This is a genomic window from Flavobacterium polysaccharolyticum (assembly GCF_038739875.1).
In the GTDB taxonomy this organism is placed as follows: domain Bacteria; phylum Bacteroidota; class Bacteroidia; order Flavobacteriales; family Flavobacteriaceae; genus Flavobacterium; species Flavobacterium polysaccharolyticum.
Genome location: NZ_JBCGDP010000011.1, coordinates 37229 through 61127, shown reverse-complemented (window position 1 = coordinate 61127; position 23899 = coordinate 37229). Strand labels below are relative to the sequence as shown.

Here is a 23899-nt window from a genome sequence, read left to right as displayed (position 1 = left end):
TTAAATAAGAAGTATTTGTACGCAAATCCTATATTCATTTAATTCTTTTCTTAAATTTAAAATAATGACTAGAGATATACAGTTAAAAGAACGTTGGGAACGCTTAGTTACCCTATTGTCGGATCGGTTTTCGCAAGGCGAAGATTTGGATTTAGACGCCATTATTTACCTCATTGGAGTACAAGAGTTAGGTCAAGTGCACCGCGAGTTTAAGAAAGACGAAAAGGTCAATTTAATGCACATTGCTATTTGTAGGCTGCTCGAACCCTATGGATTTTATGAGTTTGACTTTTTTGATGAAGAGGGTTGGCCACATTATAAAGTAAAAGAGGAATTACCACCTTTGAAAGCCGGTGAACAAACCGTTTTGATGAAAGAAGCCATTGTGAATTATTTCGTAGAACGTGAAGTGATTGATTAGTTATAGTGAAAAGCAACTACTGATTTGCAATATGTGTTTTTTTGGACTATTCTCTAATTACTTTTCACTAGTCACCAAAAAAAGCTAAATTTGCACCTCAATTATGGAATGAAAATGATAGACAAGATTAAAGAATACATTGCAGAAGCACAAGCATTTTCTACTCAAAATGGTGCTGAATTAGAAGCTTTCAGGATTAAGTTTTTAGGTAGTAAAGGACTTTTGAGAGAGTTGTTTGCCGAGTTCAAAAATGTTCCTAACGAACAGAAAAAAGAATTTGGACAAGTTATTAATTTACTGAAAACTACTGCAGAAGAAAAAGTAAAATCAATTCAGGAAGGTTTAGAGAATCAACAAGAAAGTAAGGGCATTTATGGTGATTTAACCCGTACGGGCGAGCCTATTACTATTGGTTCTCGTCACCCGATATCCTTAGTAAAAAATCAAATTATTGATATTTTCTCTACCATAGGTTTCAATGTTTCTGAGGGACCAGAAATCGAGGACGATTGGCATAATTTTACTGCATTGAACTTACCAGAATACCATCCAGCTCGTGATATGCAGGATACTTTTTTCATTCAAACCAATCCTGATGTGTTGCTGCGTACGCATACTTCATCGGTTCAGGTGCGCTATATGGAAAACAACAAACCACCTATTCGTACGATTTCTCCAGGACGTGTATTTCGTAACGAAGCCATTTCATCTCGTTCACACTGTATCTTTCATCAGGTAGAAGGGTTGTATATCGACAAGGATGTGTCTTTTGCTGACTTAAAACAAACGCTTTTGTATTTTACAAAGGAAATGTTCGGTAAGTCAAAAATACGCCTTAGACCTTCTTATTTTCCGTTTACGGAACCAAGTGCCGAAATAGATATTTATTGGGGATTAAAAACCGAAACGGATTATCGTATTACCAAAGGTACTGGTTGGTTAGAGATTGGTGGTTGCGGAATGGTAGACCCTAATGTTTTGACCAATTGTGGTATCAATCCGGATGAATACAACGGTTTTGCTTTCGGAATGGGAGTAGAGCGTATCGCTATGTTGTTGTATCAAATTGGTGATATCCGTATGTTTTATGAAAACGATGTGCGTTTCTTAGAGCAATTTAAATCGATTATTTAGTAACTAGTTAATAGTCCTTAGCAGTTAGTCTTTTTTAGTCATAGCATTTATTGACTGAGGGCTAAGTACTAGGGACTCACTTTTTATAATATGAAAAAAGACATCATCATACCTGTAGTAGAAAATGTTTTTATTGCTGCCGTTCAAGAATGGAGCGACGACTTTATGGAAAAAGTGTGGTACGCCTACTTGGTAAACGATAGTGATTTTAATTTAGAAGGCATTATGGTCGTTTCTAAAGCTTTTGGAACGATTGATGGAGAAATGAAGAAAACATCGCTTTTGCGTCACGCTTTCGTTGAAATACCAGCTGTTTCTGTCGTTAAAATAGAAATGATTGAGAAAAGTGTACTTACGCTCAATAACGAGTTTATGGTCACGTATTTTATTGACGGAACGTTGTACGATAAAAAATTTATATTTAAAGCTAATAGCATCAACGAATCTGAAATGGAAGAAGTGCCTATTCTTTTCGTAGATGGAGTAATTGTAAGATAATCTATTGATAATTTATGCTAAGAAAGATGCCATTGGGAATTCCAATGGCATCTTTTTTTGTCCAAATTTTGAAATAAAATCCATTAATTGGACAGTTTCAAGTTGGTTTCCGAACTGCAATCCCTTTAAAACAAAGGGTTTTTTAGTTTGGCATGCCAATTGTTTTTAAGTAAGTAGAGAATGATTTTAAAGAAAAGGTTTTAATGGTTGTTATATTTAGTTAGTTATGTGTTTTTAGCGAAAATGGCATCTGTCCCCCATCAGATGTCATTTTTTTTTTTGAGTTATATGCCTGTTTCTTTTTATCATCAAATAGTTAGGTGCTTGTATTATGTTTAAAAACCATAACTTTTAGAGATATTAATATGAAACTAAATTATTGTAAAATTTAATAATGAATTATTTAAATTTAGATACTGCACAGGACTTCGTCGCTAAACTCAATTATTCAATAAAAAAGAGCTCTCGCTCTATTTTTGAAGAAGGAAACAAAGTTCAGTGAATACCTATACGTTATATAAACTGATGAGCTAATACTTTTGTATTTTGAATTCAAAAATGGGAGAACCAAGTGTAGTGCATCTTGAATTTCACTATAAATATAAATTCGTGAAAAAAGTTCTTGATTTTGAATAAAAATTTAGTTGTAGGAAATTTCTAATTCAGAATTAGGGTAAAGTTATAATTCAAAAAAAAAACAAAGCTAATAGCATCAATGAAAGCAAAAATGGAAGAAGTGCTTGTTTTTTGTAGATATTGTAATCTTAAGATGGTCTGTTGCAATTTATATTATATAAGACGGATTGTAATTTTAATGGTATCTTTTTTATCCAAAATTTGAAAAATTTTCCATTAATTGGACACTTTCAAGATTTTAAATATAGTACAATCCCTTTAAAATAAAGGTTTTTTTAGTTAGGCACGTAAATTGTTTTTGATTAAATAGAAATGATTTTTGAATAATGGTTTTAATGGTTGTTATATTTAGTTAGTTATGTGTTTTTTGTGAAAATGACATCTGTCCCCCAGCAGATGTCATTTTTTATTTTTCTATCAAGCATAGTTTTATGGTTGTTTAATCTAATTCTTCTGTTAGTTTTTTAAAGACGGCTTTGGCTTCTTTTCCTTCATATAGAATTTGATAGACGGCATCTATAATTGGCGTTTTGGCTCCATAGCCTTGGTTCAATTTGTATGCACTTTTTACGGCATAATATCCTTCGGCGACCATACTCATTTCCATCATAGCTGCTTGAACAGTATAGCCTTTACCAATCATATTCCCAAACATACGGTTTCTTGAAAAGATGGAATAACCGGTAACTAATAAATCACCTAAATAAGCAGAATCATTGATGTTGCGCTTCATTTTGTGAACTTTTCTGATAAATTTCTTCATTTCACGAATCGCATTACTCATGATTACCGATTGAAAGTTATCGCCATAACCTAAACCATGTGCAATTCCCGCAGCAATAGAGTAGATATTTTTTAACATGGCCGCATATTCTGTCCCTATGATGTCGTCTGATATTTTTGCTTTGATGTAATTACTAGATAAATTTAAGGCAACTAACTTAGCTTTGTCGGGATCACCACAGGCAATTGTAAGATAAGAAAGTCGTTCTAAGGCAACTTCTTCCGCGTGGCATGGCCCAGTAATTACGCCAATGTTGTAGTAAGGAATATCGTATTGAATGTGAAAATGTTCGCCAACAATCAAACTGGTTTCTGGAACAATCCCTTTGATGGCTGAGAAAATGATTTTATCTTTTAATGGAACTGTTATTTTAGCTAATTCTGCCTCTAAAAAAGCCGAAGGGATTGCAAAAATTAAGTAATCTGCATACGCTACTGCTTCATTAATATCCGAAGTAAGAATAAGTTTGTTAGTGTCAAATTCAACCGAACTCAAGTAATTAGGGTTGTGTTTGTAGGTTTTAATGTGATCGATAGCGACTTCGTTTCGCATGTACCAGCAAATTTCTTTTTGGTTCACACATAACATTTTAGCAATAGCAGTTGCCCAGCTTCCACCACCAATTACTGCAAATTTTAATTTATCGGCCATTTTTTTATTAAATTTCATCAAAAGTACTCAAAATACTAGTAATTATACAAATTAATTTCGATTCTTGAGGTTGTTTTTAAAGCTTCGAGTATTGATTTTGGCAATTTTTTAATTAGTGCAAAAAAAATATTTTTTTTGCACAATAAATAGTGGAGCTTTACGTTGTAAGTTATTAGTAATTAGATTTTTATTGATTAAAAATTATGTTTGGTTTAGTTAGTTTTGTTTTTAGTAATTGAAAAAGGCGCTTTACTTTTGGTAAAACGCCTTTTTTTATTGCCTTAATAACTTGCCGTTACTATCTCTCTAACTTTTTCTGGAGTGATATTTTGTTTTTCTCCCAAACCTTTCCATCCTCTTTCTTCAAAACGATTGGCAATAAAATCGGCTGTAGTGTCAAACTCTTTGGTGTATTCAGACAATTGGGTTTGCATTCCCATCGTGTGAAAAAAGGCTACTGTTTTATTGATGGCCTCTTGAGCAATTTCGTCTTCAGTTCCAGTTAAATTAAATATACGTTTACCATATTGCGCAAGTTTCCCTTTTTTGGTTTCGAACATAACCTTATATAAGTTAGGCCCAATGATGGCTAATGTTCTTGCATGATCAATACCATACAAAGCGGTAAGCTCGTGACCAATCATGTGCGTAGCCCAGTCGCTAGGAACCCCTTTTTGGATCAGTCCGTTGAGCGCCATAGTACAGCTCCACATAAAGTTAGAGGCCAAAGCATAATTTGTTGGATCCTCTACTACTTTGGGACCAATTTCGATTAGTGTTTGCAAAATACTTTCGGAGATTCGATCTTGTAAAAAACCTTCATGCGGATAGGTCAAGTATTGTTCTAATACGTGTGTGTAGGCGTCTACAACGCCATTTTGTAATTGACGCTTTGGTAATGAAACAATAACTGTTGGATCACAAATAGAAAATTTTGGAAACAAAGCGCTTCCGCCAAAAGCCAATTTTTCTTGTGTAGCTTCAATCGTTACAACAGAACCTGAATTCATTTCTGATCCTGTTGCTGGAATGGTTAATACCGTTCCAAAAGGAACTACTTTGCTAAGGTCTTTGATGAGTAATCTTTTTTGTAGAATATCCATCGGGTTACCTTCAAAATGAACAGCAGCTGATATGAATTTTACCCCATCAATTACGCTTCCGCCACCCACAGCCAAAATGAAATCGATGTTTTGTTCTTTGATTACCGTTACCGCTTTCATTAGCGTTTCGTAATGAGGATTGGGTTCAATACCGCCAAATTCAACGATATTTCGATCAGGAAGCGCTGCTTTTACTTGATCATAAATACCGTTTTTGAAGATACTTCCCCCACCGTAAGCAATCAAGATTTTTGCTTCTGCAGGAATCAAGGTCGCTATTTTTTCTATTTGTCCCTTTCCGAAAATTAAATTCGTAGGATTGTATAATTCGAAGTTTAACATGATGTTTTTTTTTAAAGAGTTACTAAGTTACTAAGATTCTGAGTTTTTAAAATACATTTAAAGCTTAGTAACTTAGTTTCTCAGCGTATTAGAGACTTTCTCTTATTTTTTTGCATTCAATTGAGCCAATAATTTTTCGGCAACTAATTTTGATGAAGCAGGATTTTGTCCTGTAATCAATAAACCATCTTCTACGGCGTAGGATTGCCAATCGCCAGCTTTACTATAAGAACCACCATTTTTTTGCAACATATCTTCCACCAAAAATGGTACGATATTGGTCAATCCCACAGCTGCTTCTTCGGAGTTCGTAAAGCCAGTCACTTTTTTACCTTTTACCAAGAAATCTCCATTTACTTTTACGTTTTTTAAGGCCGCTGGTGCATGACATACAAATGCTATAGGTTTGTTTTGTGTGTAAAAAGTAGCAATTAAGTCTGAAGAAGTTGAATCCTCAGCCAAATCCCATAATGGACCGTGTCCTCCAGGATAAAAAACAGCATCATAATCCGATGGAGAAACTTCTGATAATTTTTTAGTGTTTTTAAGTTTTGCTAACAATGCGGTATCGGTATCAAAACGTTTGGTGTCCTCAGTAGCTGATGCTGGATCAGCACTTTTAGGATCGATTGGAGGTTGTCCGCCAAGTGGAGTAGCTATGTCAATTTGAATTCCTTTGTCGGCCAATGCATAATAAGGAGCAGCAAACTCCTCCGTCCAAAATCCTGTTTTTTCTCCTGTGTTACCTAATTGATCATGACTGGTAACTACAAATAATACTTTTTTCATCTTTTTATTTTGTTTTTGTGCAGTTGCAATAAAGCAACTCAAGGTTATTACTAAAATCGTTAATAAGGCAGTTTTTTTCATCGCTTGTTTTATTTTGGGAGTACAAATTTATAGCGAATATGTTATTAGTAAAAATAATTTAAATTATGTTTGTGATAAATATATTTATATCATGGTTAACTTAGAATGGTATCGCACCTTTAAATCGGTGTATAAAAACGGAAATTTTTCTTTGGCGGCCAAGGAGTTGTTTATTAGTCAGCCCGCAGTTAGTCAGCAAATTGCTATGTTAGAGGCGCATGTAGGGTATACGCTTTTCAACCGTAAATCAAAAGGGGTAGAGCCTACGGAATACGCAAAGTTACTCAATAACTTGATCATTGATGCTTTGGATCGTTTAGAAAATGTAGAAAATGGTTTTCGAGCTAAAGCCTTTAATGCAAATCGATTAGTTTCGATTGGGGTTTCAAAACATTTGATGAGTTGTTTTGGTGCTTCATTGGTCGCAAAATTTGATTTTATTGATTTCACTTTTGGCACCAATGATGTTTTATTTGATTTAGTAAATTCCAAAAAAATAGATTTTGCCATAGTAACCAAACAGTATGACACTTTTGATACCCTTCAGCAGCAAGTTGGTGCTATTAAGCAAGTGATTGTGGCTACACCAGATATCCAAATTCTAGAACTAACTACTAAAATACACGCTGAAGATTGGACAGCTGTTGAGAATTGGTTGAACGATCAACGTTGGTACAGTCATGATTCAGGGATACCACATATTAAGTTGTTTTGGTTGCACGTGTTCAATAAAAAGCGACCAGCTATAGTAGCTAATTATATTATACCATCCGAAAACGAAATGCTAGACATATTGGCCCAAAACACGGGGGTAAGTGTGGTTTGGGATTGCAATGCCAAAACTAAAATTCAAAATAAAGAATTACAATTGGTTTGGGATAGCCCCAAAATGCCGGAAACGACTGTTTTTTTGTTATCGGGTAAAAATGATCAGTTAACTACAATTACTCAAGAAATGGCTTCGGTTTTGAAAGAGGAATTAGCATAAATAGTTCTTGTATAATTTAAAAACTTAAGCAGATAATTAATAAAATTAGAAGTATAAAACTATTGCTATATTTGTTTAAATCTTACGCATTTAGAATATGAGTGAAAATCAAAATATAAAAGTTGCTGTTGATGCAATAGTTTTTGGTTACCAAAACAATCAGCTTTATGTATTGTTAATTCAGCAAAAATTTGGAACAAAAGATTCTTATTGGGCATTGCCTGGAGGTTTAGTACAAAACGATGAATCCTTGGAAGATGCTGTGAAAAGAGAGCTGAAAGAAGAAACGAACATTAGCGTTAATTATTTTGAACAGTTGTTTACTTTCGGGGACGATGTGTTTCGTGACCCCAGAAATCGTGTCATTTCAGTCGCTTATTTTGCCTTAGTGGATTCCTCAAAACTAAATGTAAAAGCTGATTCGGATGCTGAAAATGCACAATGGTTTAAAATTGATGAAGTGCCAGCTTTAGCTTTTGATCATACCATTATTTTAGGTAAGGCAATGGAGCGATTAAAAGCAAAACTCACTTATGAACCTATAGGATTTGATTTGTTGCCTAAAGTATTCTTATTCTCAGAGCTTGAAAATTTATACTGTACCATTCTGGAAAAAGAAATTGATCGCAGAAACTTTAGAAAAAAAATACTAAGCTTTGAAATTGTTGAAGAAACTGATCATTTTTCTCCTTTAAAAAGTGGGAGACCTGCAAAATTATTCAAGTTTAACAAACAGAAATACAATGCTTTATTGGATAAAGGCTTTCACTTCGAAATAAAGTTTGCGTAATTTTTACACAAAATAAATTGTTTATTAAAATATACTATTTATATTTGCGTAAAATTAACGCAAATTAATAAACTATGATACTGAATTTAGACCCAAATTTCAGACCATTTACCGCTCAGCCTGAAATCATTTTCCAAAATTTTACTTTTTCAGGAGGAGAACCTCATATTAAGATTAATCCTGATTTTGATACTACTCAAAAAGTAACCCTTACACATCGATTAAATTCTTTCAACGATTTAGGATTATTGTGCATTGCAGTTGATGCTTTACGTAGAATGGATGTGAAAAACATGGAGCTTTTTATTCCCTATTTTCCCGCAGCAAGACAGGATAGAGTGATGATTAAAGGTGAGCCATTATCGGTAAAAGTGTATGCCGATATTATTAATGGAATGCAATTCGATAAAGTGTTTGTATTTGATGCACATTCTGAAGTCACTCCAGCATTAGTAAATAATTGCGAAGTGATTCCGAATCATACTTTTATTGAAACGGTTGTAAAAGCAATTGGAAACGAAGTCAAATTAATTTCTCCAGATGGAGGTGCTTTGAAGAAAATTTATAAAGTTTCAGAATTTCTAGGCGGAGTTGAAGTAGTGGAATGCAGTAAAAGCCGTGATGTAAAAACAGGAAGATTATCTGGTTTTAAAGTCTATAATGATGATTTACAGGGAGCCGATTGTTTGATTGTGGATGATATTTGTGACGGTGGCGGAACTTTTGTAGGTCTTGCTGAAGAGCTGAAAAACAAGAATGCCGGTAAGTTATATTTGGCGGTTAGCCACGGGATTTTTAATAAAGGATTTGCTGTTTTGGATTGTTTTGAGAAAATATTTACCACCAATTCATTTAAAGATTTTGAAGGTGAGCGTGTTGAAGTGATAGGATTAAAATTACAGAATATTACATAAAATGAATAAGAATAACAGACAAAATATAGCAAATAGGACACTAGATATTCTAGAAACTGGAACTTATACAATAGGGAATACCGAAATAAATTTAAAAGACAAAATAGAAGAATCATTAGCTAAAACTTTTACTGTACATCCAAGCGAATTTTCTGAAATAAAAAATAAAAACATTATAAAGAATGATTTTGAAGTTGACATAGTCATTAAAAATTGTTCTACAATACAAGCGATTACAGAAGAAGAGAATCTAAAAATTGGAGTTTTAAATTTTGCATCAGCAAAGAATCCAGGGGGAGGTTTTTTAGGCGGAGCATCGGCACAAGAAGAAAGCCTCGCTAGGTCATCAAGCTTATATAAATCTTTGTCCAAAGACAAAGCAATGTATGAATATCATAAAAATGAGCTTTCTTTTTTATATTCAGATTATATGATTTATAGTCCAGAAGTTGTTTTTTGGTTTGATGATGAAGGCCATTTTTTGAATAAAATACTAGTCGCAGATATTATAACTTCTCCAGCACCAAATAAAGGAGCTATGTTACAACACAATAGAACGGAAGAATTAAAAAACATCAATATAGTTTTTAAAGATAGAATTGATAACGTTTTAGCAATTGCAAACCAACAAAGGATAGAATGTTTAATACTTGGAGCTTGGGGTTGCGGTGTTTTTAGAAACGAACCTACTGATGTTGCTAAATATTTTCAAGAAGTCATCAATTCAAAATACAGAAATGCATTTAAAAAAATCGTATTTGCAATCTATGATAGTTCGGAAAAGAAAATAAATTACAAAATTTTTGAAAACGCATTTAATGAACATAGAATTAAAAAAATATAACGAACAGATAGTGAATTGGCCAAAATCGGGTTACCATATTATGGCACAATACGATGATGAAAAGATTCTTGTTTATCAATCCTACAAAAAAGAGATTGGAGATTTCGCAGTCAAAAATCAATTTTTCGGTGGAGAATTTAGCATGGAAAGAATGACTTGGATAAAACCAAATTTTCTTTGGATGATGTATAGAAATGGTTGGGGAACAAAAGAAGGTCAAGAGTCGGTTTTAGCAATCCATTTGAGAAAAGAAGCTTTTGAAAACTATCTCAGAAACGCAGTTTATTCTTCTTTTAACCAAACAACTGGTATTAATCAAGAAGAATGGCAAGAACAAGTTAAAACATCTAATGTTAGATTGCAATGGGATCCTGACCACGATCCTTATGGTATGAAGTTAGAAAGGAGAGCTATTCAAATAGGCCTTCGAAATGAATTTATAAAAAAATTTTCAAAAGATGATATTATATTGATACAAGACATTAGTGATTTTGTATCTCAACAACATCACAATGTTATCAATAATCAATTGGATAATCTAATAATTCCGCTAGAAAAACCTTTAATTTTTGATGATATGGAGTTAAATAAGATGTTGAAAATTTTAATATAAAATGAAAACAAAAATCATACATAGCGTATTATTTGGCGTAGCTGTTGGGGATGCACTAGGAGTTCCGGTAGAATTTCAAGATAGAGAATTATTGGCTAGATTCCCGGTAACCAATATGCGAGAAAATGGCTCACACGCACAACCAAGGGGGACTTGGAGTGATGATAGTTCCCTAACATTTTGTTTGGCAGAAAGTTTATGCAAGGGTTATAATATAAAAGATATTGCAAACAATTTTGTGCTTTGGAGAAAAGAAAAACTTTGGACACCGCACGGTCGTGTTTTTGACATCGGAATTGCCACAAACTTTGCTATTCAATCTATAGAAAGAGGAGCAAATCCATTATTAGTGGGTGGAAAATCTGAAGAAGATAACGGAAATGGTTCGCTAATGCGAATTCTACCCTTAGCCTTTTATGTGAAAAATTTCAGTATCACCAAAAGATTTGACACAGTTAAAGAGGTTTCATCCATTACTCACGCTCATATAAGGTCAGTAATTGCATGTTTCATTTATATAGAATGTGCTTTATTGCTTTTAAAAGGAAAAGGTAAAGAGGAAGCTTTTGAAGAGATGAAAGAAATAGTAAATGATTTTTTAACAAATAATCCTATTTGCTCACAATCAGAAATAGATAAATTTCATAGAGTATTAGAAAATCAAATTGGAGACCAAGAACCGAAAAAATTTACGGAATTAAAAGAAGAAGAAATAAGTTCAAATGGTTATGTGCTAAGTAGTTTAGAGGCAAGTATTTGGTGTCTATTGACTTCAAACTCTTTTGAAGAAACAGTTTTAAAAGCTGTAAACTTGGGAGAAGACACAGACACAACAGGAGCAATTGCAGGAGGATTAGCAGGGATATTATACGGTTACGAAAATATTCCAAAAGAATGGATCAACGTATTGGCAAGAAAAAATGACATCACAAAATTATGTGATAAATTAAGCGAGAATTATGAAATATAATTTAGAAAAACTAATAAAAGACTTTGAAAAAGGAAGCAGATATAAATATTTGTTTTTTTGGGGACATCAAAAAAGCAAGAATGGAGAAATCACTTCTTCTTGTTTTAGTCAATGGTGGACTTCTCCATTTGTAATCAACGATATAAAGTACCCTACTGCCGAACATTGGATGATGGCACAAAAAGCACTATTGTTTAATGATAATGAAAATTACTCTAAAATTATTGTTGCAAAATCACCCGCAGAAGCTAAAGCGATTGGTAGAGAGGTTAGAGGATTTGACGAGAAAATTTGGCTGGAAAAAAGAGAACAAATTGTTATTCAAGGAAATTTAGAAAAGTTTAAACAGAACAAGGATTTAAAAACGTTTCTTGTGAATACTAAAGAAAGAATTTTAGTAGAAGCCAGTCCTGTTGATAGAATTTGGGGGATAGGACTTTCTAGTGACAATGAAAAGGCAGAAAATCCCAAACAATGGAAAGGATTGAACTTATTGGGTTTTGCTTTGATGGAAGTTAGGGATGAATTGAGATAATTAAATTATGGAAAAGAATTTTGACCAAAAAGAATTAGATCGTTTTTTGAATTCATTATCAATAGCCAAAGATGAAGAATCCATTGAAAGCTATATTTATATTAAAAATATATTAGATTCTATAGTGTTTCCTGTTCCATTTACAATTTATAGGAAAGGAACAAAACTTGTTAGAAGCAGAGTACATAAAGAAAATGAGGATTTTTTTGAAACTGTTGATCAACTTTCTTATCGTCGGGATATTCAAAATATAAAAAGTTTTGGTAGAGCTAATGAGCCAGGGCAATCAATATTTTATTGCTCAAATAATGAAATAATTTCATATGCAGAAAGTAGTTCCATTGTGAGAGAGGATGACGAAAAGGATTTTGAATATATTACTAGTGGAATTTGGATTTTAACTGAAGATATATTTGTGGTTAATTTATTGACTAATGAAAATATAAAAGGGCAACATTCAGAATTTGATAAATCAACTGAAAGTTTTGAAAGTATCATTGATTCTCAAAATGACGAGAATGCTTTTGTAGTTAGAAGTTTGCTTCAATTTTTCTCTAAAGAGTTTTCTACATCTATCAAAGAGAATTCAAATCACTATAAGATTACTTCAGCTTTTGCTAATTATGTATTTTCATTAGATAAGGCCGATGGTATTTTGTATCCAAGTACAAAATATACAAAAGAGGGATTTAATTTTGCTTTAAGAACAGATGTAGTTGATGAAAAAATGAAGTTTTATGCAGCTCAGCGAATCAAAATGCTGAGAATGGGAGATAAAAAATATGTTGAAGTTGAAAAAATTGAATCAGAAATCAGTATATCCGATGATAATAATATTAAATGGATAAGATAATATGAACGAAAAAACAGCAAAATGTGTAAGTAAGTTCCTGAGCTTGGTTCTTAGACATTCACCGGAAACAATCGAACTAAAATTAGACGAAAATGGCTGGGCAGATGTAGAAGAATTGATTCTAAAATGCAATAAGAAAGGAAATCAAAATCAAATGACTGAAGAACTTTTAGATTACGTGGTAGAAAACAATGATAAAAAACGTTTTGTTTTTAATGAAAATAAAACAAAAATCCGTGCAAGTCAGGGACATTCGATTGACGTTGAACTGAACTTAAAAGAGTCAGAACCTAAAGATTTCTTGTACCACGGGACAGTCGAAAAATTTATTGATTCCATAAAAAAAGAAGGTTTACAAAAAATGAGTAGACAGTATGTTCATTTAAGTAAAGATAAAGAGACCGCAATAAAAGTAGGAAGCAGAAGAGGAAAGCCAATTGTTTTAAAAATTAATGCTCCAAAAATGTTTTTAGATGGATATAAATTCTATCTCTCCGAAAACAATGTTTGGTTAATTGATGAAGTACCAACTAAGTATATCGAATTAAATTAAAATATAAATGCTACAAATAAAATTAGTTTATTTAGAAGAAGAGCTTGGAAATGCATGGATTAATGATTTTGCAGATTGTCCCAACGTAACAATTTTAAATGGCAATATTTTAGAAACAGAATGTGATGCTATTGTTAGTCCTGCGAATTCTTTTGGATTTATGGATGGCGGTTTGGATTTACATATTTCAGAGAAATTTGGCTGGCATTTACAAGACGAATTGCAAGCAAAAATTGCAAACTTAGACGAAAAAGAATTATTAATAGGGAAGTCCATTACTTTGGCAACAGGAAATGAAAAAATTCCATACCTAATTTCTGCCCCAACTATGCGAGTTCCTATGAGTTTCAATATAGCAACATCTGTCAACGCCTATTTAGCGATGAAAGCTATATTGATAGCTTGTAAAAATAATGAAACAATAAAAACGGTCGCTATTCCTGGATTAGCAACAGGTTGTGGAAGAATGCCATTTCATATTGCTTCAAATCAAATGTTTTTAGCTTACGATGAAATAATTAACGGAAACTATAAAGATTATAAGACATTTGGAGACACTCAAAAATTTCAATATAGATTAAATGAAAAAGGATTAATTTGGGATTATTAAAATGAAAAAAAGAACACTCGTTTTTGGCGATATCCACGGTGGCTTAAAAGCATTAGTACAATTGCTTGATAGAGCTAGAATTAATCAAAATGATCAATTGATTTTTCTTGGTGACTACGTAGACGGATGGTCCGAATCTGCTCAATTGATCAATTTTTTAATAGAACTTTCTCAAAAATATCTATGTGTTTTTATTAAAGGGAATCACGATGTTTGGTGTCAAGATTGGTTGATTAATCAAGAAATAAATGATATTTGGTTTTCACATGGCGGAAAATCAACTATTGATAGTTATCAAGACATTGATCTTGTAATCAAAAAGAAGCACCTTGATTTTTTTGCAAACATGAAAGATTATTATGTTGATGAAAATAATAATTTATTTATTCATGCGGGTTTTTCATCCATGCATGGGCCAGAAAAAGAGCATTATACTACTAATTATACTTGGGATAGGACGCTCTGGGAAATGGCTTTGACAATGGATAAAAGAATTAAAAAAGATTCTCTTTCCTATCCAAAAAGGTTATTGATTTATAATGAAATTTATATTGGACATACACCTACACTAAATTATAATATGGAGGTACCAATGCAAGGATGTAATGTCTGGAATATCGACACAGGAGCTGGTTTTTATGGAAAACTGACATGTCTTGATATGGAAACTAAAATATTCTGGCAAAGCGATGTTGTGCAGTCATTATATCCAAAAGAAAAAGGAAGAAATAAACAGAAAGATTGATTTAAAAAATAGAATAATGGATAACAAAATTAAATCTGGTTTATTAGATCCTGCAATGATTGGAGTTAGGGATGAATTGAAACAGTATTAAAGTGAAAAAAATATATAGAGCTCCAGATTCAATTGATATTATTAATCAAGATATTCCATCTGTTTTTTTAGCTGGATCTATAGAAATGGATAAAGCTGTTGATTGGCAAAAAAAATGTGAAGAAATGTTGAGTGCCAAGTACATTATATTTAATCCAAGAAGAAACGAATGGAATTCAGATTGGGAACAATCTATAACAAATGCAAAATTTAAGGAACAAGTAGATTGGGAATTAAATGCATTAGAAAAAGCAGATATCATTATTATGTTTTTTGCGAATAATACAAAATCCCCAATATCACTATTAGAGTTTGGACTTTATGCTAAATCAAATAAGATGAAAGTGGTAGTGGAAGAGGATTTTTGGAGAAAAGGTAATATTGATGTTGTATGTGAAAAATATAATATCCAACAGTATAAAAGTTTAGAAGAGTTATTACAAAATTTGATAAAACAATAAAAAAATGAACCCACTATTATTAACAGACGGTTACAAAGTTGACCACAAAAGACAATACCCTGACGGAACAACATTAGTATATTCTAATTGGACTCCAAGAAAATCAAGAATAGAAGGAATTGATGAAGTTGTGTTTTTTGGATTGCAATATTTCCTAAAAAAATACATCATTCAAGATTTTGATTTGCATTTTTTCAAACAGTCAAAAGAGGAAGTGGTAAAAAAATATGCCCGCAGAATCAACAATTATTTGGGCGAAAACCAAGTGGGTACCAAACATATTGAAGATCTGCACGATTTAGGATATATCCCGATGGTTTTCAAAGCCCTGCCAGAAGGAGCCAGCGTGCCTATTCGCGTGCCTATGTTCACGATGTACAATACGATTCCAGAATTCTTTTGGCTGACCAATTATTTTGAGACATTGCTTTCTGCGGTAATTTGGCTGCCTTGTAATTCGGCTACAATAGCAAAGCAGTACAGAAAAGTACTAGACAAGTATGCCGAGGAAACATCATCAATGCCGGGGTTTGTCGATTGGCAAGGGCACGATTTTTCAATGAGAGGAATGGGCGGTATAGAAGCGGCGGTAACATCTGCAGCAGGACATTTATTGAGTTTTACAGGTTCGGATACGATTCCTGCCATTGATTTTTTTGAAGAGTATTACAATGCCAATTCTGACACCGAATTAATAGCTGGTTCTGTTGCCGCAACTGAGCATTCTGTAATGTGTATGGGTACTACCGAAGGAGAATACGAAACTTTCAAAAGATTAATTTGTGAGGTCTATCCAAAAGGAATTGTTTCTATCGTTTCAGATACTTGGGACTTATGGAAAGTATTAACAGATTATTTACCTCGATTGAAAGATGAAATTGTTTCAAGAGAAGGAAAAGTAGTGGTGCGTCCAGACAGTGGAGATCCAGTTGACATTATTTGCGGTAATCCAAATGGTAAAACTGAACAAGAAAAGAAAGGAGTAATCGAATTGCTTTGGGATGTTTTTGGAGGTACTGTAAACGCAAAAGGATTCAAGGAATTAGTTCCTCAAATAGGAGCTATTTATGGAGACAGTATTACCGTAACTAGAGCAACGGCCATTTGCGAACGATTAAAAGCTAAAGGGTTTGCTTCTACTAATGTGGTTCTTGGAATTGGTTCATTTACCTATCAATACAATACAAGAGATACTTTTGGCTTTGCAATGAAAGCAACTTATGGAGAAGTACTTGGAGAAGGAAGAGCTATTTTTAAAGACCCGATTACGGATGATGGTACCAAAAAATCAGCCAAAGGTTTAATGAAAATAGAATGGGCTGAGGGTCAATATACTTTAACAGATGAAGTGTCTTGGGAAGAAGAACAAAAAGGGGAATTGAAAGAAGTTTTTAGAGACGGAAAACTCTTAATTGACCAAAGTTTATTTGAAATTCGAAATCTAGTCAAAAATGAGTTACAATTGAGCTAGTAAAAAACAAAGCCTAAATGTAAATTTTCATTTAGGCTTTTTCATTTATAGTACTTTATGTAATACTATTATTTCTTGTAAAAATTATTGTGATCCAAATATTCCCAGACATCATGTGGCAAAAGAGGACGAATATTTTTGCCAGTTTTAATGTTATCACGAATAAAAGTAGCTGATATTTCAACTACAGGCGCGTCAATAATACTGATTTTGGGATGGTTGGCAAAAGACGTGTTTTCTGCTCCAGTATCAATTGATTTTTGATTGTTTTCTTTGGCTTCGATTCTAGGATAAACATAAATAGAATAATGTTCTAAAATGGCTTCATAGTTCTTCCATTTATGCAGGGATTTTAAGTTGTCTTCACCCATGATCAAAGCAAACTCGTGTTCCGGATGTTTTTCTTGCAAATGTACCAATGTGTTAATCGTATAATTGGGTTGTGCCAACTTAAATTCGATGTCCGAAGGTTTGATTTTGGGATAGGAAGCCGTAGCCAAATGAACCATGTGTAACCGATGATAATCATCGAGTAGCGTACTTTTCTTTTTTAGTGGATTGTGTGGCGTTACGACCATCCAAATTTGATCCAAATCAGTATGCTCTGCCATATGATTGGCAATGATAAGATGCCCTACATGAATGGGGTTATAAGTTCCGAAATAAAGTCCGATTTTCATAGACACTAATTATTTGAAATAACACAGATTTCACAGATTTCCACAAATTAAAAAATCTGTGTTAATTTGTGGAATCTGTGTTTACAAAATTTTTCACCAATTGATACGCTTCTTCAAGTGCAACAGGCAAATCGTAATTTTTGATAATCACATCAAATTGTGGAGCGGTAGCCAATTCTACTGAGGCTTTGGCAATGCGCATGTTAATTTTGTCTTCGCTTTCGGTTGAGCGTTCTTTGAGTCTTCTTTTCAATTCATCAACGCTTGGAGGTTTCACAAAAACAGCCAAGGTTTCTTCTGGAAATTTGTGTTTAATGCGTAATCCGCCAGCCACATCAATATCAAAAATCACATTTTTCCCCATGGCCCAAATGCGTTCCACTTCGCTTTTTAGTGTGCCATAGAAATTATCTCTATAGACTTCTTCCCATTCTACAAATTCTTCTGCTTTTATATGCTTTTTGAATTGTTCTAAAGACATAAAATAATAGTCTTTACCATCTACTTCTTCGCCACGAGGTAAACGGGTAGCTGCTGAAATTGAAAATTCTAAATTTAAATCTTCTTTTCCTAATAAATGTTTAACTATGGTAGTTTTTCCTGAACCTGACGGTGCCGAGAATACGATTAATTTTCCTTTTTTCATTGTATTGCACTATTTTATAAGTCTTATTGATTCAATATCAATTGTGATGATTTTATTAACTTCTTTATCGTCACTTGAATCTGTGATTTTATATTGGAGTAATTTTTTATTGTTTTCTTGTAAATTTTTTGAATTAATAAATCCTCTACAATTTTCTATTTCTATTTCTTCAAATTCAATTAACTCATTTTTATTATTGATGGCTAGAATTATATAACCGAAATCGGTCGCTCCTCCACACATACCTTGAACGTTTGGATTTCCAGATTGTTCATATTTTAATAATAACCGTGTTTCTGAAGTAGATAATTTCTTTGAAATAATTTCTAAGTTTTTATAATCTATGTGATAATTTGAAAGATTAATTATAGAATTGCCTATTTTTAAAAATTTAAAGTCTTCGAAAACATAGATATCTTCTAATTCATTATTAATGGTTATTTTTAGATTTTTGATGTTGTTTGACCACGTATTATTCTCTTTAGGATCTTTTGAAATAAAAAATTTTTCATTATAATTTTTGAAATTTTCGATCTCTTCTAATTTATCCCAAACAACTCCTGAAAAATCAAAATCCAATATCTTTTTCTCGAAGACTTTATCACTAGTATTAAACAATGTCAACCCTTTCATTGGATTATAAGTACCAACTAAAGGAATGTTTTTTTTAACTTTATTATAATAGTACCAGCCTTTAACTGAATATACATATAAATGATCTTCTGAATAATTTTCAACTTTTAAATAAATAGTAATGTCATACTTATCATCAATTGAACCGTAAAAAATTCTATCATTAGTCCTGAAGTTTTCAATTGAAATGTTTTTTTGTTGTGAAAAACAAGTTAATGTTATTAGAAAAAACAGTAAAATAACTTTCTTCATTTCAAAAAAATTAAGCTATAAAACATTCAACACTTGCTCTTTAATTTTCTCCAATTCATCTTTCATTTGAACGACTAATTTCTGCATTTGAGCATGATTGGATTTAGAACCCATGGTGTTGATTTCTCTTCCCATCTCTTGAGTGATAAAGCCCAATTTTCGACCATTGGCTTCGGTTCCTTTGATGGTGTCAAGAAAATAATCCAAATGGTTAGTCAATCGCACTTTTTCTTCGGTGATATCTAGTTTTTCTAAATAGTAAATGAGCTCTTGTTCAAAACGATTTTCATCTACATTGACTTGTAATTCAGCAATAGCGGTTTGCAAGCGTTCTTTAATTGCTTGAACACGCTCAGGGTCTAAGGCCAAAGCTTCGTTCATGAATTGACGAATATTTCCGATGCGCAATTGGAATTCTTTTTCGAGAGACTCGCCTTCGTCTTTGCGGAAATTCAAAATGTTTTGAAGTGCTTCTTCGATTACATTTTGGATAGTAGCCCATTCACTTTCGTCAATTTCTTCGCGTTCTACTTTCATAGTATCCGGCATACGAACGGCCATTTTCATTAATTCAGTTTCATCAGCATCGGTATAGACTTCACGTAATTGATTGATGTAGGCTTTTATAATCGGAACATTTACGCGTGTTGAAGTTTGTTCTGCTGTACTTTCGATGTAGATAGAGAAATCAATTTTTCCTCTTTCCAACTTGGAGGCAATTTGATTGCGTAATCCCAACTCCATTTCGCGGTACAAAGAGGGCATTCTAACGTTTAAATCTAAACCCTTACTATTTAGGGATTTTACTTCTATTGTTATCTTTTTGGCTGGTAATTGCAGCGTTGCTTTACCGAAACCGGTCATAGATTGTATCATAATATGTTCTAAATGTCTGTAAATATAAGGAAAGTAATTAGTACTTAAGTAAATGCTTCGATTGACAATAGTTGCAAATTACGAATGCTCTTTGGTTCTTTTTTGGGTGACTAAGTAAACACCAGCAAAAATTAATATGGCCGCTCCTATTTTGACCCAATTCAACTCGTCTTTTCCTAATCCAATAGCGAAAATCGTAGCAAAGAGTGGTTGTAAATAAATAAAAACAGCTACTGTAGTAGGTTTTAATTCTTTCATAGAAAGTAAATTTAATAAATAAGTTAAGAAAGTCGAAACAACTACTACAAAACTTATTTTCCAGAAAATACCAACAGGGATTAATGACCAATTTACAGCATTAAATTCGCTCCATCCAAAAGGAAGTACCATTAAGAAACCAAAAAGATAAATCCATTTTACAAACGTAAAGGCATGGTAAGTATGCATTAGTTTTTTAACGATAATTAAGTAAAAACCATACGAAATGGCATTGACCAAAACTAAGAAATTACCCAATCCTGCATTAGAAGCATTGCCTATAGATTTACCATAAAGAATTAAGAAAGTGGTTCCTAATAGCCCTAATATAATTCCTAAAACCATCCTTTTTTTCATGCGTTCTTTCATCAAAAGGGCTGATAAAACTAGCACAATCATTGGAGTTGAAACCATGATTACTGCAGCCGAAATAGGTGATGTAAGACTTAATCCTTTAAAAAAAGTGAGCATATTAAAAGCGACTCCAAAAAAAGCAGCAGCAATAATTCTAGGAAAATCACCCAAGGCAATTTTCTCTTTGGGCATAAAAAGCCATGTTAGCCAAAAGAGCAGCACTGAACCGCCCACTCGAAGTAAGATAAACCCAAAAGCATCAATATAAGCAGGCATGACGTCTTTGGCAATGGTAAAAGTAACACCGTAGATAATCGAAACGATAGTAGCGCCCAATAAGGCAAGATTTCTTTTAGACATGAGTTAATGCTAAATGAACTTGATGAATGTTTTGCTGGCTATTTCCGATATAAATTTTGTCATTAATAATAAAAACCGGTCGGCTTAAAAACGTGTAATGTTCCAAAATGTATTTTTTAAAATCATCTTCGATAAGTGTTTGATTCTTTAAATTCATCGATTTGTACAATTGTGCTTTTTTACTAAATAAAGCTTCGTAACTTCCTGACAAACGACGCATTTCTTCTAATTCTTCTGCGGTTATTGGGTTTTGCTTGATGTCGTGAAAAGCTAAATTATGGTTCTCTGGCAAGGATTTTATAATTTTTCTACAAGTATCGCAAGAAGCTAAATAGTATATTTTGTTCATTAGAGTTGCTTTTTATTGCTGCAAAGAAAATTCATTTACATGGAAAATGAGTATTTTTATCCAAAAAATAAAAAAATGAATGAAATATTTGAATTGACTACAACAAGCCGAAAAATGGTGGCTCCTTATCTTGAAAAATATACTCTACAACAATTGAATACAATTCCTGAAGGTTTTTCGAATAATATGTTTTGGAATATTGCTCATATCGTCGTGACTCAGCAACTATTGATCTATAAATTATCGGGTTTACCCATGCTAGTTTCAGATGAGTTGGTAGAAAAATACCGGAAGGGAGCCAAACCTGAGCAAAACGCTACACAAGAAGAAGTGGATTTGATTAAAAGTTTACTTTTTACAACAGTTGAACAAATGAAAAGTGATTACAATGCTAATTTGTTTCAAAATTTTACGGAATACCCAACCTCTACAGGTTTTACTTTACATTCTGTTGAAGAAGCTATGCAATTCAATGCTTTTCATGAAGGTTTACATATTGGAATCTTAATGAGTATTCGCAAGTTGGTTTAAAAACTCAATGCAAAATAGTTAGAAATGCTTTCAAATTAGTTTTGATTTGAAAGCATTTCTTATTTCAAAATAAGGTGTTTTTTCAGGGAAGAATATGGAATAAATAGGGTTTTAGGTCCTTCTACATAAGCAGCTGCTTCGTATGGATTGTAATGGAACAAAAGGCCATCAGTGGTGAAAAAAATGTTCTTGGGTAATTGAAAAGTATCATCTTCAAAGAAATACCCCGTTTGATTGATGTTGCCTTTTAGTGGAATTTGATATTTGATGCGAAATTTCTTTTCAACCGTTTTCTTTAGTTCAGGCAGGTTTTGAAATAAAGCATCGTTGGGAATTGTTTTTCCAGTTTTTGGATCAAAGAGCAAAGATTGTAGCCCTTCATATCCGTGAGCGCCTCCTGTAAAGGTATAGTGATCAATTTCTATATTGATAACATTTTCGGATTTGTATTTTATGGATGCCTCAATGTTGGCTTCCCAACCGAAGGTGGCATCTGGAGCTTCTTGTTTCGTAGATTCATAAGAGTTGATAAAAGAAGAAAGCAATGCCTCGTAGGCTTCATTTTTCAACGGTTGGTCTTCGAGATAAACCAAATCTTTTAGAACAGAAAATATTTTTTGGTTCAGACTATCAGCTACACTACTATTATTCGTGGCAAACGGAATCGTTATTTTTATTTCGGGACAATTTTTTTTACAAAGTAAAGTGCTTTTTTGTTTGAACTCTTTATTTTCAAAGCTTAATTCATTCGAACAACTATTCAATACAACGAGTAATAGTAGGCTTTGTACGTATCGTTTCATAACTAAAATATGTTAATTGTATACAAAGGTAGCCTAGAGTGCTGTTGCTTTGTCAATATTTAACGGTAAATTTGCATTTGTAAGCAACAGTCATTTTAAAATTTAAATCAATGAAATTCAATACAAAAGTAATTCACGGAGGACAACACCTTGACGCTAGTACTGGAGCGGTAATGCCACCTGTTTATCAAACATCTACATTTGTGCAAACGAGTCCTGGACAACCTTTACATCCTGATTATGAATACAGCCGAGCTGCAAATCCTACTAGATCTGCACTAGAAAATGCCTTGGCAAGTATTGAAAACGGAACAAGAGGTTTGGCTTTTTCTTCCGGATTAGCTGCGACAGATTGTATTTTACGATCATTCAAAGCGGGTGATGAAATTATTGCAATGGATGATTTGTACGGAGGTACTTATCGAATGTTTACAAGAATTTATAAAGATTCAGGAATTAAGTTTCATTTTGTCGACATGAATGATTTGGATAAATTTAAGTCATTAATCAACAAAAACACGAAGTTGGTTTGGGTTGAAACGCCTACGAATCCCTTAATGAAATTGGCAGATATTGCTGCTATTGCTCAAATTACAAAAGGAAACAATATCCTTTTTGCTGTAGACAATACTTTTGCCACACCTTATTTACAAAAACCATTAGATTTAGGTGCCGATATTGTAATGCACTCGGCTACCAAGTATTTAGGAGGACATTCTGATGTTATAGCTGGAGCTTTGATTGTAAAAGATGAAGCTTTGGGTAATCAATTGCATTTTCAGCAATTTGCTACCGGTGCTACTTTAGGTCCAATGGATAGTTTTTTGGTTTTACGTGGAATAAAAACATTGCACCTGAGAGTACAAAGACACTGCGAAAACGGAGAGAAAGTAGTGGCATTTTTAAATACTCATCCTAAAATTAAAAAAGTATACTATCCAGGATTACCAGAGCATCCGTTTCATGATATTGCCAAAAAGCAAATGAGTGGTTTTGGTGGAATGGTTTCTTTTACTTTTACTTCTGGTAAAAAAGAAGATGCGATTGCTTTTTTAGAAAAATTAAAAGTTTTCACTTTGGCAGAATCGTTAGGTGGTGTAGAATCATTAGCCAATCATCCTGCTTTGATGACGCATGCTTCTATTCCTGAAGATAAACGTAAAGAAGTGGGAATTACCGATGATTTGGTCCGATTGAGTGTTGGGGTAGAAGACGCTGTCGATTTGATCGCCGACTTAGAACAAGCTTTGTCCTAATTAATTATAAGAGTATAAAAAAGGC

At 33.0% G+C, this 23899-nt stretch carries 28 protein-coding genes; 18 read left to right on the top strand and 10 right to left on the bottom strand.

The window, feature by feature from the left end; all coding sequences use genetic code 11:
• The first annotated feature begins 64 nt into the window (after nucleotides 1-64).
• The 3 genes from WFZ86_RS12065 to WFZ86_RS12055 all read left to right on the top strand — a co-directional run bounded on the left by WFZ86_RS12065 (nucleotide 65) and on the right by WFZ86_RS12055 (nucleotide 2053).
• Complete coding sequence (locus WFZ86_RS12065) at nucleotides 65-421, top strand: hypothetical protein (RefSeq protein WP_342692151.1); 357 nt, start codon at nucleotides 65-67, stop codon at nucleotides 419-421.
• A gap of 114 nt (nucleotides 422-535) precedes the next feature.
• Complete coding sequence (pheS, locus tag WFZ86_RS12060; protein WP_342692150.1) at nucleotides 536-1555, top strand: phenylalanine--tRNA ligase subunit alpha; 1020 nt, start codon at nucleotides 536-538, stop codon at nucleotides 1553-1555.
• Between the two features lie 90 nt (nucleotides 1556-1645).
• On the top strand, nucleotides 1646-2053 hold the full coding sequence (locus WFZ86_RS12055) for a hypothetical protein (protein WP_342692149.1): 408 nt from the start codon (nucleotides 1646-1648) through the stop codon (nucleotides 2051-2053).
• Nucleotides 2054-3128: 1075 nt separating this feature from the next.
• Here the strand turns inward: WFZ86_RS12055 and WFZ86_RS12050 are convergent.
• The 3 genes from WFZ86_RS12050 to WFZ86_RS12040 all read right to left on the bottom strand — a co-directional run bounded on the left by WFZ86_RS12050 (nucleotide 3129) and on the right by WFZ86_RS12040 (nucleotide 6439).
• Nucleotides 3129-4124, bottom strand: a complete 996-nt coding sequence (locus WFZ86_RS12050) for an NAD(P)H-dependent glycerol-3-phosphate dehydrogenase (RefSeq protein WP_342692148.1) — start codon at nucleotides 4122-4124, stop codon at nucleotides 3129-3131.
• Nucleotides 4125-4405: 281 nt separating this feature from the next.
• Entirely contained in the window at nucleotides 4406-5569 is a 1164-nt protein-coding gene (locus WFZ86_RS12045) for an iron-containing alcohol dehydrogenase (protein WP_342692147.1), read from the bottom strand.
• A 102-nt stretch (nucleotides 5570-5671) separates the two neighbouring features.
• Nucleotides 5672-6439 (bottom strand): type 1 glutamine amidotransferase domain-containing protein, encoded by a 768-nt coding sequence (locus WFZ86_RS12040; protein WP_342692146.1) that lies wholly within the window; start codon nucleotides 6437-6439, stop codon nucleotides 5672-5674.
• 91 nt (nucleotides 6440-6530) lie between these two features.
• On the opposite strand from WFZ86_RS12040, the gene WFZ86_RS12035 reads away from it, so the two are divergent.
• From WFZ86_RS12035 to WFZ86_RS11975, 13 genes are all read left to right on the top strand, one after another.
• On the top strand, nucleotides 6531-7427 hold the full coding sequence (locus WFZ86_RS12035; RefSeq protein ID WP_342692145.1) for a LysR family transcriptional regulator: 897 nt from the start codon (nucleotides 6531-6533) through the stop codon (nucleotides 7425-7427).
• Between the two features lie 97 nt (nucleotides 7428-7524).
• Nucleotides 7525-8217, top strand: a complete 693-nt coding sequence (locus WFZ86_RS12030) for an NUDIX hydrolase (RefSeq protein WP_342692144.1) — start codon at nucleotides 7525-7527, stop codon at nucleotides 8215-8217.
• A gap of 74 nt (nucleotides 8218-8291) precedes the next feature.
• Entirely contained in the window at nucleotides 8292-9131 is an 840-nt protein-coding gene (gene prs / locus WFZ86_RS12025; RefSeq protein WP_342692143.1) for a ribose-phosphate diphosphokinase, read from the top strand.
• Between the two features lies 1 nt (nucleotide 9132).
• On the top strand, nucleotides 9133-9975 hold the full coding sequence (locus tag WFZ86_RS12020) for a TIGR02452 family protein (protein WP_342692142.1): 843 nt from the start codon (nucleotides 9133-9135) through the stop codon (nucleotides 9973-9975).
• Nucleotides 9950-10588 (top strand): DUF4291 domain-containing protein, encoded by a 639-nt coding sequence (locus WFZ86_RS12015; protein WP_342692141.1) that lies wholly within the window; start codon nucleotides 9950-9952, stop codon nucleotides 10586-10588. Before WFZ86_RS12020 ends, WFZ86_RS12015 begins: the two co-directional genes overlap by 26 nt.
• 1 nt (nucleotide 10589) lies before the next feature.
• On the top strand, nucleotides 10590-11558 hold the full coding sequence (locus WFZ86_RS12010) for an ADP-ribosylglycohydrolase family protein (protein WP_342692140.1): 969 nt from the start codon (nucleotides 10590-10592) through the stop codon (nucleotides 11556-11558).
• Nucleotides 11548-12093 (top strand): riboflavin biosynthesis intermediates N-glycosidase, encoded by a 546-nt coding sequence (locus tag WFZ86_RS12005; protein WP_342692139.1) that lies wholly within the window; start codon nucleotides 11548-11550, stop codon nucleotides 12091-12093. Before WFZ86_RS12010 ends, WFZ86_RS12005 begins: the two co-directional genes overlap by 11 nt.
• 7 nt (nucleotides 12094-12100) lie before the next feature.
• Nucleotides 12101-12946, top strand: coding sequence for a hypothetical protein (locus WFZ86_RS12000; RefSeq protein ID WP_342692138.1), 846 nt, complete (start codon nucleotides 12101-12103; stop codon nucleotides 12944-12946).
• A 1-nt stretch (nucleotide 12947) separates the two neighbouring features.
• Nucleotides 12948-13499, top strand: coding sequence for an RNA 2'-phosphotransferase (locus WFZ86_RS11995; protein WP_342692137.1), 552 nt, complete (start codon nucleotides 12948-12950; stop codon nucleotides 13497-13499).
• A 7-nt stretch (nucleotides 13500-13506) separates the two neighbouring features.
• On the top strand, nucleotides 13507-14109 hold the full coding sequence (locus WFZ86_RS11990) for a macro domain-containing protein (RefSeq protein WP_342692136.1): 603 nt from the start codon (nucleotides 13507-13509) through the stop codon (nucleotides 14107-14109).
• Between the two features lies 1 nt (nucleotide 14110).
• Complete coding sequence (locus tag WFZ86_RS11985; RefSeq protein ID WP_342692135.1) at nucleotides 14111-14854, top strand: metallophosphoesterase family protein; 744 nt, start codon at nucleotides 14111-14113, stop codon at nucleotides 14852-14854.
• A 92-nt stretch (nucleotides 14855-14946) separates the two neighbouring features.
• Nucleotides 14947-15405, top strand: coding sequence for a nucleoside 2-deoxyribosyltransferase domain-containing protein (locus WFZ86_RS11980; protein ID WP_342692134.1), 459 nt, complete (start codon nucleotides 14947-14949; stop codon nucleotides 15403-15405).
• 4 nt (nucleotides 15406-15409) lie between these two features.
• Nucleotides 15410-16876, top strand: a complete 1467-nt coding sequence (locus tag WFZ86_RS11975) for a nicotinate phosphoribosyltransferase (protein WP_342692133.1) — start codon at nucleotides 15410-15412, stop codon at nucleotides 16874-16876.
• A 68-nt stretch (nucleotides 16877-16944) separates the two neighbouring features.
• On the opposite strand, the gene nadD is transcribed toward WFZ86_RS11975, so the two are convergent.
• The 6 genes from nadD to WFZ86_RS11945 all read right to left on the bottom strand — a co-directional run bounded on the left by nadD (nucleotide 16945) and on the right by WFZ86_RS11945 (nucleotide 21284).
• Complete coding sequence (nadD, locus tag WFZ86_RS11970; protein ID WP_342692132.1) at nucleotides 16945-17556, bottom strand: nicotinate (nicotinamide) nucleotide adenylyltransferase; 612 nt, start codon at nucleotides 17554-17556, stop codon at nucleotides 16945-16947.
• Nucleotides 17557-17617: 61 nt separating this feature from the next.
• On the bottom strand, nucleotides 17618-18202 hold the full coding sequence (gmk, locus tag WFZ86_RS11965) for a guanylate kinase (RefSeq protein ID WP_342692131.1): 585 nt from the start codon (nucleotides 18200-18202) through the stop codon (nucleotides 17618-17620).
• Between the two features lie 9 nt (nucleotides 18203-18211).
• Complete coding sequence (locus WFZ86_RS11960) at nucleotides 18212-19087, bottom strand: hypothetical protein (protein ID WP_342692130.1); 876 nt, start codon at nucleotides 19085-19087, stop codon at nucleotides 18212-18214.
• 15 nt (nucleotides 19088-19102) lie between these two features.
• Nucleotides 19103-19963, bottom strand: a complete 861-nt coding sequence (locus WFZ86_RS11955) for a YicC/YloC family endoribonuclease (RefSeq protein WP_342692129.1) — start codon at nucleotides 19961-19963, stop codon at nucleotides 19103-19105.
• Nucleotides 19964-20041: 78 nt separating this feature from the next.
• Nucleotides 20042-20935, bottom strand: a complete 894-nt coding sequence (locus tag WFZ86_RS11950) for a DMT family transporter (protein WP_342692128.1) — start codon at nucleotides 20933-20935, stop codon at nucleotides 20042-20044.
• Complete coding sequence (locus tag WFZ86_RS11945) at nucleotides 20928-21284, bottom strand: arsenate reductase family protein (protein ID WP_342692127.1); 357 nt, start codon at nucleotides 21282-21284, stop codon at nucleotides 20928-20930. Before WFZ86_RS11945 ends, WFZ86_RS11950 begins: the two co-directional genes overlap by 8 nt.
• Before the next feature lie 75 nt (nucleotides 21285-21359).
• Here WFZ86_RS11945 and WFZ86_RS11940 point away from each other — a divergent pair, with 75 nt between their 5' ends.
• On the top strand, nucleotides 21360-21815 hold the full coding sequence (locus tag WFZ86_RS11940) for a DinB family protein (RefSeq protein WP_342692126.1): 456 nt from the start codon (nucleotides 21360-21362) through the stop codon (nucleotides 21813-21815).
• Between the two features lie 59 nt (nucleotides 21816-21874).
• Here WFZ86_RS11940 and WFZ86_RS11935 read toward each other — a convergent pair whose 3' ends face one another.
• Nucleotides 21875-22618 (bottom strand): DUF3298 and DUF4163 domain-containing protein, encoded by a 744-nt coding sequence (locus WFZ86_RS11935; protein WP_342692125.1) that lies wholly within the window; start codon nucleotides 22616-22618, stop codon nucleotides 21875-21877.
• Nucleotides 22619-22728: 110 nt separating this feature from the next.
• Here WFZ86_RS11935 and WFZ86_RS11930 point away from each other — a divergent pair, with 110 nt between their 5' ends.
• The gene (locus WFZ86_RS11930; RefSeq protein ID WP_342692124.1) at nucleotides 22729-23874 is read left to right on the top strand and encodes a cystathionine gamma-synthase; all 1146 of its coding nucleotides are present in this window, start codon (nucleotides 22729-22731) and stop codon (nucleotides 23872-23874) included.
• The last annotated feature ends 25 nt before the right edge of the window (nucleotides 23875-23899 follow it).

Bases quoted from the DNA above. Each gene is read 5' to 3' on its own strand.
- WFZ86_RS12020 (WP_342692142.1), top strand. From the start codon at position 9,133: ATGAATAAGAATAACAGACAAAATATAGCAAATAGGACACTAGATATT.
- prs (WP_342692143.1), top strand. From the start codon at position 8,292: ATGATACTGAATTTAGACCCAAATTTCAGACCATTTACCGCTCAGCCT.
- WFZ86_RS12055 (WP_342692149.1), top strand. From the start codon at position 1,646: ATGAAAAAAGACATCATCATACCTGTAGTAGAAAATGTTTTTATTGCT.
- pheS (WP_342692150.1), top strand. From the start codon at position 536: ATGATAGACAAGATTAAAGAATACATTGCAGAAGCACAAGCATTTTCT.
- gmk (WP_342692131.1), bottom strand. From the start codon at position 18,202: ATGAAAAAAGGAAAATTAATCGTATTCTCGGCACCGTCAGGTTCAGGA.
- WFZ86_RS12005 (WP_342692139.1), top strand. From the start codon at position 11,548: ATGAAATATAATTTAGAAAAACTAATAAAAGACTTTGAAAAAGGAAGC.
- WFZ86_RS12035 (WP_342692145.1), top strand. From the start codon at position 6,531: ATGGTTAACTTAGAATGGTATCGCACCTTTAAATCGGTGTATAAAAAC.
- WFZ86_RS12010 (WP_342692140.1), top strand. From the start codon at position 10,590: ATGAAAACAAAAATCATACATAGCGTATTATTTGGCGTAGCTGTTGGG.
- WFZ86_RS12040 (WP_342692146.1), bottom strand. From the start codon at position 6,439: ATGAAAAAAACTGCCTTATTAACGATTTTAGTAATAACCTTGAGTTGC.
- WFZ86_RS11935 (WP_342692125.1), bottom strand. From the start codon at position 22,618: ATGAAACGATACGTACAAAGCCTACTATTACTCGTTGTATTGAATAGT.
- WFZ86_RS11955 (WP_342692129.1), bottom strand. From the start codon at position 19,963: ATGATACAATCTATGACCGGTTTCGGTAAAGCAACGCTGCAATTACCA.
- WFZ86_RS11950 (WP_342692128.1), bottom strand. From the start codon at position 20,935: ATGTCTAAAAGAAATCTTGCCTTATTGGGCGCTACTATCGTTTCGATT.
- WFZ86_RS11995 (WP_342692137.1), top strand. From the start codon at position 12,948: ATGAACGAAAAAACAGCAAAATGTGTAAGTAAGTTCCTGAGCTTGGTT.
- WFZ86_RS11930 (WP_342692124.1), top strand. From the start codon at position 22,729: ATGAAATTCAATACAAAAGTAATTCACGGAGGACAACACCTTGACGCT.
- WFZ86_RS11940 (WP_342692126.1), top strand. From the start codon at position 21,360: ATGAATGAAATATTTGAATTGACTACAACAAGCCGAAAAATGGTGGCT.
- WFZ86_RS12045 (WP_342692147.1), bottom strand. From the start codon at position 5,569: ATGTTAAACTTCGAATTATACAATCCTACGAATTTAATTTTCGGAAAG.
- WFZ86_RS12050 (WP_342692148.1), bottom strand. From the start codon at position 4,124: ATGGCCGATAAATTAAAATTTGCAGTAATTGGTGGTGGAAGCTGGGCA.
- WFZ86_RS11945 (WP_342692127.1), bottom strand. From the start codon at position 21,284: ATGAACAAAATATACTATTTAGCTTCTTGCGATACTTGTAGAAAAATT.
- WFZ86_RS11990 (WP_342692136.1), top strand. From the start codon at position 13,507: ATGCTACAAATAAAATTAGTTTATTTAGAAGAAGAGCTTGGAAATGCA.
- WFZ86_RS12030 (WP_342692144.1), top strand. From the start codon at position 7,525: ATGAGTGAAAATCAAAATATAAAAGTTGCTGTTGATGCAATAGTTTTT.
- WFZ86_RS12065 (WP_342692151.1), top strand. From the start codon at position 65: ATGACTAGAGATATACAGTTAAAAGAACGTTGGGAACGCTTAGTTACC.
- nadD (WP_342692132.1), bottom strand. From the start codon at position 17,556: ATGAAAATCGGACTTTATTTCGGAACTTATAACCCCATTCATGTAGGG.
- WFZ86_RS12000 (WP_342692138.1), top strand. From the start codon at position 12,101: ATGGAAAAGAATTTTGACCAAAAAGAATTAGATCGTTTTTTGAATTCA.
- WFZ86_RS11985 (WP_342692135.1), top strand. From the start codon at position 14,111: ATGAAAAAAAGAACACTCGTTTTTGGCGATATCCACGGTGGCTTAAAA.
- WFZ86_RS12015 (WP_342692141.1), top strand. From the start codon at position 9,950: ATGAACATAGAATTAAAAAAATATAACGAACAGATAGTGAATTGGCCA.
- WFZ86_RS11975 (WP_342692133.1), top strand. From the start codon at position 15,410: ATGAACCCACTATTATTAACAGACGGTTACAAAGTTGACCACAAAAGA.
- WFZ86_RS11960 (WP_342692130.1), bottom strand. From the start codon at position 19,087: ATGAAGAAAGTTATTTTACTGTTTTTTCTAATAACATTAACTTGTTTT.